At 68.4% G+C, this 7,821-nt stretch carries 9 protein-coding genes; 6 read left to right on the forward strand and 3 right to left on the reverse strand.

Annotation, left to right across the window (positions count from 1 at the left end):
* Positions 1–1,264 (reverse strand): SDR family oxidoreductase (locus AC1D01_RS13465; protein WP_477866960.1); only part of this gene is annotated, 1,264 nt, incomplete at its 3' end.
* Between the two features lie 205 nt (positions 1,265–1,469).
* Between AC1D01_RS13465 and AC1D01_RS13470 the strand changes: the two genes are divergently transcribed.
* Positions 1,470–1,997, forward strand: a complete 528-nt coding sequence (locus AC1D01_RS13470) for a phasin family protein (RefSeq protein WP_477866962.1) — start codon at positions 1,470–1,472, stop codon at positions 1,995–1,997.
* Positions 1,998–2,132: 135 nt separating this feature from the next.
* Here the strand turns inward: AC1D01_RS13470 and AC1D01_RS13475 are convergent, their stop codons facing one another.
* Both AC1D01_RS13475 and AC1D01_RS13480 read right to left on the reverse strand, forming a co-directional pair.
* On the reverse strand, positions 2,133–2,885 hold the full coding sequence (locus AC1D01_RS13475; RefSeq protein ID WP_477866964.1) for a hypothetical protein: 753 nt from the start codon (positions 2,883–2,885) through the stop codon (positions 2,133–2,135).
* A 146-nt stretch (positions 2,886–3,031) separates the two neighbouring features.
* On the reverse strand, positions 3,032–3,514 hold the full coding sequence (locus AC1D01_RS13480; RefSeq protein ID WP_477866966.1) for a YqaA family protein: 483 nt from the start codon (positions 3,512–3,514) through the stop codon (positions 3,032–3,034).
* Positions 3,515–3,579: 65 nt separating this feature from the next.
* Here AC1D01_RS13480 and dusB point away from each other — a divergent pair, with 65 nt between their 5' ends.
* The 5 genes from dusB to AC1D01_RS13505 form a co-directional block, all read left to right on the forward strand.
* Positions 3,580–4,638 (forward strand): tRNA dihydrouridine synthase DusB, encoded by a 1,059-nt coding sequence (gene dusB, locus AC1D01_RS13485; RefSeq protein ID WP_477866968.1) that lies wholly within the window; start codon positions 3,580–3,582, stop codon positions 4,636–4,638.
* Positions 4,635–4,871: a Fis family transcriptional regulator gene (locus tag AC1D01_RS13490; RefSeq protein WP_047500781.1), complete on the forward strand. Its 237-nt coding sequence runs from the start codon at positions 4,635–4,637 to the stop codon at positions 4,869–4,871. The genes dusB and AC1D01_RS13490 overlap by 4 nt, the downstream gene beginning before the upstream one ends.
* Before the next feature lie 14 nt (positions 4,872–4,885).
* Entirely contained in the window at positions 4,886–6,469 is a 1,584-nt protein-coding gene (gene purH / locus AC1D01_RS13495) for a bifunctional phosphoribosylaminoimidazolecarboxamide formyltransferase/IMP cyclohydrolase (RefSeq protein WP_477866970.1), read from the forward strand.
* Between the two features lie 22 nt (positions 6,470–6,491).
* On the forward strand, positions 6,492–7,112 hold the full coding sequence (locus tag AC1D01_RS13500; protein ID WP_477825615.1) for a lysophospholipid acyltransferase family protein: 621 nt from the start codon (positions 6,492–6,494) through the stop codon (positions 7,110–7,112).
* Positions 7,112–7,821, forward strand: a 710-nt coding sequence (locus tag AC1D01_RS13505; RefSeq protein ID WP_477866972.1) for a phosphatidate cytidylyltransferase, incomplete at its 3' end; no start/stop codon positions are given. The genes AC1D01_RS13500 and AC1D01_RS13505, both read left to right, overlap by 1 nt.

Genomic DNA, 7,821 nt, shown 5'->3' on the forward strand with positions numbered 1-7,821 from the left:
CCTTGCGGGCCTCGGCCAGCTTGGCCTCGTCGCGGGCGCAGATCAGCGTGATCGCGCCGGCCTCGGCGAACTTGATCGCCGCCGCGAGGCCGATGCCCGACGAGCCGCCGGTCACCAGCACCACCTTGCCGCCCACCGTGCCGCGCAGCGAGCGGTCGATCAGCAGCGCCGGGTCGAGGTGGCGCTCCCAGTAGTCCCACAGCCGCCACGCATAGTCGCGCAGGTCGGGGCAGGCGATGCCCGAGCCCTTCAGCGCCGCCAGCGTGTCGCGGCAGTCGAAGCGCGTCGGGTAGTTGATGAAGGTGAAGATGTCCTCCGGCAGCCCGAGGTCCTTCATCACCGCGGCGCGCACGCGGCGCACCGGCGCAAGCGCCATCAGCCCCTTCTTGACGCTGCGCGGAATGAAGCCCAGCAGCGCGGCATTGATGAACAGGTTCATCTTCGGCGCGTGCGCGGCCTTGCTGAAGATGTCGAGCACGTCGCCGACGCGGTAGCCCTGCGGGTCGACGAGGTGGAAGCATTTCCGGTCGAGCTCGGCCTTCGCGTGGCTGATGTGGTCGAGCGCCGCGACGACGAAGTCGACCGGCACGATGTTGACGCGGCCGCCCTCGAGGCCGACGCTCGGCATCCATGGCGGCAGGATCTGCCGCATGCGCTGGATCAGCTTGAAGAAGTAGTACGGCCCGTCGATCTTGTCCATCTCGCCGGTCTGCGAATCGCCGGCCACCATCGCCGGGCGGTAGACCGTCCACGGGATCTTGCACTCCTTGCGCACGATCTTCTCGCTCTCGTGCTTGGTCATGAAGTACGGGTGGTCGAGGCCTTCGGCCTCGTCGAACATGTCCTCGCGGAACACGCCCTCGTACAGGCCGGCGGCGGCGATCGAGCTGACGTGGTGCAGGTGGCCGGCATCGATCGCGCGGACGAACTCGACGACGTTGCGCGTGCCTTCGACATTCACGCGCACCTGGCTTTCCTCGTCGGCCGCCAGGTCGTAGACCGCGGCGAGGTGGTAGGCGTGGTCGATCGTGCCCTTCAGGGCCTTCAGCGCGTCGGTCGAGACGCCGAGCTTCTTCGCGGTGAGGTCGCCGTAGACCGGAATGGCGCGCGCCTTCGAGACGCCCCAGTACTGCAGCAGCTCGTCGACCTTGCCTTCACTCTCCGGCCGCAGCAGGAAATGGACGGTCGCGCCGCGGCGCTGCAGCAGGGTCTTGACGAGACGCTTGCCGATGAAGCCGGTGGCGCCGGTGACGAAATACTGCATGCAGTCCTCCTGGGAACGGTCGGGTTGGTTTGGTTTGATTCTTGACCAAACACGCCTGCGCGCCGCTGCGCGATTACCCGAGCCCRCCACCGATGCCGCATAGAGGCTGCGCCCTAGAGAAAGCCGGTGCCGCGTGCGAGGTGCCCTCCTATAGTGGCGCGGCGACGTTCACGTCATCGACTCTCAACAACCCACAGAGGAACCCATGGTCAAGAAACTGCAGAAGATGGCCGAGAAGAAGAGCGCTTCGGCGGCCGGCCTGCTCGACAGCGCATTCGCCGGCACGGTGAAGGATTCGGCGCAGCAGATCTGGCTGGCCGGCCTCGGCGCCTTCTCGAAGGCCCAGGAAGAAGGCGGCAAGGTGTTCGACGCGCTGGTCAAGGAAGGTGTCAGCCTGCAGCGCAAGACCCAGGCGGTGGCCGAGGAGAAGATCGGCGAGGTCACGAACAAGATGAGCGGCATGGCCGGCGACGTGAGCGCCAAGGCCGGCCAGCACTGGGACAAGCTGGAAACGATCTTCGAGGAACGCACCGCGAAAGCGCTGGCCAAGCTGGGCGTGCCGAGCGCCAAGGATGTCGCCGCGCTGACGAAGCGCATCGACGAACTGAGCGCGAAGGTCGCGGGACTGAATGGCAGCGCGCCCGCCAAGGTGGCACGCAAGTCCGCGTCAAAGGCCCCCGTGAAGGCACCGACCAAGACGCCCGCCAAACGGGCCGCACGCAAGGCCGCCTGAGCGGGGTCAGCCCAGCGGACGCCGCGGAACCGGCTCCGCCGGGCCGCTGGCGGCGCCCCCTTGAGGGGGAAGGCGCGCAGCGCCTCCGGGGGTGGTCAACTTTCTACCTCCGGGGGTGGTCAACTTCTGCGGTGGTCAACGCTTCATGTCTTCCCACTCGCGCTCGACTTCCATGAAGGTCGTGACGCTCGCTTCGCGCACCTGCACATGCGTGGTGTCGCCGAAGTCGGCCTGCCGCGTGCCGGCGCTGATGCGCGTGCGCGCCAGCGTGCCCGAGGCGCGCGCGCGCAGCAGCGTCAGGCCGCGCGCCGACCAGTCCATCACCAGCGTGTCGAGCTGGGCCATCGCCTTGCGCAGCAGTTCGGCCGGCAGGTCCTCGAAGGCCTTCATGCCCTTGGTCTTCAGCGCGCGCTCCAGCATGTTGAGGTGCACCAGCACGCTGCGCGAGCGCGGATCGCGGTCGAGCACCGCGCCCAGTTCGAGGCGCATCGCCTGCACGTCGGCGGTGTCCGACGGCGTCATCTTCGGGCCGTCCATCGTGGTGTCGCCGAAGCGGGTCGCGGGATCGTCGAGCACGAGCTTGAAATCCAGGCCCTGACGCTTCAGCCGCACAGGCCGGCGGAACAATCGCTTCAGCCAGCGCACCGGGTTCTTCAGGAACGCATTCGGGTCCGCGGCCGGCTTACTCGCCTTGCCGGCCGCGCCGGACTTGGCCGCCTTGCTTCCCTTGGTGTCTTTGGCGGCCGTGGCCGCTGGCGTCGCAGCCGACGCCTTCATCGGCCGGGCCACTGCGGCAGCAGGCTTGCCTGCCGGTTTGGCCGCACCCTTGGCCGACCCCTTCGCAGCGGCGGGCTTGGTGTCGGGCTTGGATTGGGTCGGAAACTTCATGCTTTGCCTTGTCAGCCCGCGGGCTCAGCGACGATCGTGCCACGAGGGGCCATGGCGCCGTCATCGCAATTTGCCGCCAATTGCTGCCGGCCGGCAATCCATCACGCTTTGATTTCGCACCAATGGGGTGCCTGATGTACCACCCATCATCCCGCAAACCAGCCCGGGAACAGCCACACCATCCCCGCCGTCATCACCAGGTAGCGTGCGAACTTGCCGATCGCCATGAATCCGACGCAGGGCCAGAACGGCAGCTTGAGCCAGCCGGCCACCGCGCACAGCGGATCGCCGACGATCGGCAGCCATGACAACAGGCAGGCCTTCGCGCCGAAGCGCTGCAGCCAGCGCAGCACGCGCACCTCGTGCGGCTTGTGCTTCACGTGTTCGTAGGCCTTCTCGGCGCCGTAGCCCATCCACCAGGTGATCGCGCCGCCCAGCGTGTTGCCGACGGTCGCCACCAGCACGGCCGGCCAGAACAGGCTGGTGTTGGCGCTCACGACGGCCACCACCAACGGCTCGGAGCCCATCGGCAGCAAGGTGGCGGAGACCAGCGCGATCACGAAGATCGAACTGAGGCCATATCGGGGCAGCGCCAGCAGCGCGATCAGCGGGTCGATCCATGCATCCATCCGCGGGCATTATGCGCAGACCCCAAGGGCTATACTCTRCCTCCTTTTTTGGCACTCCCCCCATCATGCCCACCGGCCCCGTCATCGGCGACATCACGCTGCCGAACCGCTTGTTCGCCGCGCCGATGGCAGGGGTGACCGACCGGCCGTTCCGCCAGCTGTGCAAGCGGCTGGGCGCGGGCTACGCGGTGAGCGAGATGGTGACATCGCGGCGCGAGCTGTGGAACAGCCTGAAGACCTCGCGGCGCGCCAACCACGATGGCGAGGTGGCGCCGATCGCGGTGCAGATCGCCGGCACCGAGCCGCGGGAGATGGCCGAGGCCGCCGCCTACAACATCGACCGCGGCGCCCAGGTGATCGACATCAACATGGGCTGCCCGGCCAAGAAGGTGTGCACCAAGTGGGCCGGCTCGGCGCTGATGCAGGACGAGCCGCTCGCGCTCGCGATCATCGAGGCGGTGGTCGCCGCCTGCGCGCCGCGCCGCGTGCCGGTGACGCTGAAGATGCGCACCGGCTGGTGCCAGGCCGAGCGCAATGCGGTGGCGATTGCGCGCGCCGCCGAAGCGGCCGGCATCGCGATGGTGACGGTGCACGGCCGCACGCGCGAACAAGGCTACGGCGGCCACGCCGAGTACGACACGATCGCCGCGGTGAAGGCCGCGCTGCGCATCCCGGTGGTGGCCAACGGCGACATCGACTCGCCCGAGAAGGCCCGCGAGGTGCTCGCCGCGACCGGGGCCGACGCGCTGATGATCGGCCGCGCGGCGCAGGGCCGGCCGTGGATCTTCCGCGAGATCGCGCACTTCCTGGCCACCGGCGAGCACCTGCCGGCGCCCGAGGTGCTGCAGGCCAAGACCTGGCTGCTGGAACACCTGCACGAGCACTACGGCCTCTACGGCGAACATGCCGGCGTGCGCACGGCGCGCAAGCACATCGGCTGGGCGGTGCGCACGCTGCCAGGCGGCGAGGGCTTTCGCGCCCACATGAACACGCTCGACACCTGCGAGGAGCAGGTGCGGGCCGTGACGGACTGGTTCGATCAACTGGCCGGCACGCACCATCGGCTGCCCGCGGCCCATCCCGACGGCGCAGCGAATCACGATCTCATCGAACAACAAGCATGAGCAAGAAGCACATCGAAGAATGCATCCGTGACAGCCTCGAGACCTACTTCAAGGACCTGCGCGGCGTCGAGCCGAACGCCATGTACGACATGATCCTGAAGGTCGTCGAGAAGCCGCTGCTCGACGTCGTGATGAAGCATGCCGACGGCAACCAGAGCCGCGCCGCCGAATGGCTGGGCATCAACCGCAACACGCTGCGGCGCAAGCTGCTGGACCACAAGCTCACCAAGTGATCGAGACCAACCTCATGCAAGCCCTGCTTTCCGTTTCCGACAAGACCGGCGTGCTCGATCTCGCACGCGAACTGCACGCCCTCGGTTGCAAGCTGCTCTCGACCGGCGGCACCGCGAAGCTGCTCGCCGACGCCGGCCTGCCGGTGACCGAGGTCGCCGACCACACCGGCTTCCCCGAGATGCTCGACGGCCGCGTGAAGACGCTGCATCCGAAGGTGCACGGCGGCCTGCTGGCCCGGCGCGACCTGCCGGAGCACATGGCGGCGCTGCAGCAGCACGGCATCTCGACGATCGACCTGCTGGTCGTCAACCTGTACCCGTTCGAGGCCACGGTGGCGAAGCCCGGCTGCACGCTCGAGGACGCGATCGAGAACATCGACATCGGCGGGCCGGCGATGGTGCGCTCGGCCGCGAAGAACTGGAAGGATGTCGCGGTGCTGACCGACGCGTCGCAGTACGCCGGCGTCGTCGCCGAGCTGAAGGCGTCCGGCAGCGTGAGCCGCGAGACGAAGTTCAAGCTGTCGGTGGCCGCGTTCAACCGCATCGCCGACTACGACGGCGCGATCAGCGACTACCTGTCGTCGCTGCAGGCGGACGGCAGCCGCAGCGCGTTCCCGGCACAGAGCAACGGCCGCTTCGTGAAGCTGCAGGACCTGCGCTACGGCGAGAACCCGCACCAGGCCGCCGCGTACTACCGCGACCTGAACCCGGCGCCGGGCTCGCTCGTCACCGGCAGGCAGCTGCAGGGCAAGGAGCTCTCGTACAACAACATCGCCGATGCCGATGCGGCGTGGGAGTGCGTCAAGTCGTTCGGCCCGGGCGACGCGCCGGCCGCCTGCGTGATCGTCAAGCATGCGAACCCGTGCGGCGTCGCGATCGGCGCGGATGCGGCGCAGGCCTACAGCAAGGCGCTGCACACCGACCCGAGCTCGGCCTTCGGCGGCATCATCGCGTTCAACGTCGAGCTCGACGGCGCGGCCGCGGCGCTGGTCGTCAAGCAGTTCTCCGAGGTGCTGATCGCGCCGTCGTTCAGCGCCGAGGCGCTCGCGATCTTCAAGAGCAAGCCGAACGTGCGGCTGCTGCAGATCGCGCTGCCGCCGGGCGGTGCCACGCCGTGGTCGCAGGGCCGCAATGCGCAGGACGTGAAGCGCGTCGGCTCGGGCCTCTTGATCCAGAGCGCCGACAACCACGAGCTGGCGCTCGCCGACCTGAAGGTCGTCACCGTCAAGCAGCCGACGCAGCAGCAGCTGCAGGACCTGCTGTTCGCGTGGAAGGTCGCGAAGTACGTGAAGAGCAACGCGATCGTGTTCTGCGCGAACGGCATGACGCTCGGCGTCGGCGCCGGGCAGATGAGCCGCGTCGATTCGTCGCGCATCGCGAGCATCAAGGCCGAGAACGCGAAGCTGTCGCTGAAGGATTCGGCGGTGGCGAGCGATGCGTTCTTCCCGTTCCGCGACGGGCTGGACGTGGTGGTCGACGCCGGCGCGAGCTGCGTGATCCACCCGGGCGGCAGCATGCGCGACGACGAGGTGATCGCCGCCGCGAACGAGCGCGGCATCGCGATGGTGCTGACCGGCATCCGTCACTTCCGTCACTGAAGCCGGCGGCTACCATCCCGGCATGACCCGTCCTGAGTTCGTCGGCTTATTGCTCTCGTCGATCGCCCGCCTGATCACCGGTGCCCAGGGGCACTGGTACGGCAGCCCGCCGAAGGCCGAGCAGCGCATCTACTTCGCGAATCACCAGAGCCACTTCGACTGGGTGCTGATCTGGGCCTCGCTGCCGCACGACCTGCGGGCGCAGACGCGGCCGATCGCCGCGCGCGACTACTGGACCTCGTCGCCGCTGAAGCACTGGATCACGCGCGAGGTGTTCAACGCCGTCTACGTGAGCCGCATCCGCACCGAGGACGAAGACCCGCTGGAGCCGCTGGTCGAGGCGCTGCGCAACGGCGACTCGCTGGTGATCTTTCCCGAAGGCACGCGCGGCAACAAGGGCGAGCCGCAGGCCTTCAAGGCCGGCCTGTACCACCTGGCCGAGCAGTTCCCCGGCGTGCAGCTGATACCCACCTGGATCGACAACGTGCAGCGCGTGATGCCCAAGGGCGAAGTGGTTCCGGTGCCCATCCTCTGCTCGGTGACCTTCGGCGCACCGATGACGCTCGCGCCCGATGAAGAGAAGCGCGCCTTCCTCGACCGTGCGCGCTCGGCCGTGATGGCGCTCAGCAAGGTGGCGGCCTGATGGGTGCGCTGCGTCAACTGACGGTGACCCAGCAGGTCGGCCTGCTGTTCGTGATCATCTTCGGGCTGCTGGCCATCGTGACCGGCCTGGCCTTCGCGCGTTCGCTGCGCGAGCTGTCGCCGGAGATGGCCGAGCTGACCGAGCGCTTCCGCCGCGAGCTGCGCGCGGTGTGGATCGGCACGGTGCTGTTCTGGGTGGCGTGGGCCTCGGGCGCGTTCATCGCGACGCTGCTGTTCGCGCTGATGAGCTTCCTCGCGCTGCGCGAGTTCATCACGTTGACGCACACACGGCGCGGCGACCACCGCGCGCTGCTCGCGGCCTTCTTCGTCGTGCTGCCGGCGCAGTACTTCCTCGCCGGCACGCGCCACTTCGACCTGTTCACGGTGTTCATCCCGGTGTATGCGTTCGCGGCGCTGCCGATCCTCGCGGCGCTCGGCAACGACGCGACGCGCTTCCTGGAGCGCACCGCGAAGATCCAGTGGGGCACCATGGTGTGCATCTACGGCATGAGCCATGCCCCGGCGCTGCTGCTGCTCGATTTCGAGGGCTACCAGGGGCGCGGTGCCTTCCTGGTGCTGTACCTGGTGCTGGTGGTGGCCTGTGCGCAGGGCGTGCAGGCGCTGGCAAGCCGGCGGGTGCGGGCGCGGCCGGTGGCGCGGCAGATCGATCGCACGTTCTCGGGGCGCGCCTTCGTGATCGGCGCGCTCGG

It is taken from the genome of Rhizobacter sp. P3_B12 (assembly GCF_056402895.1).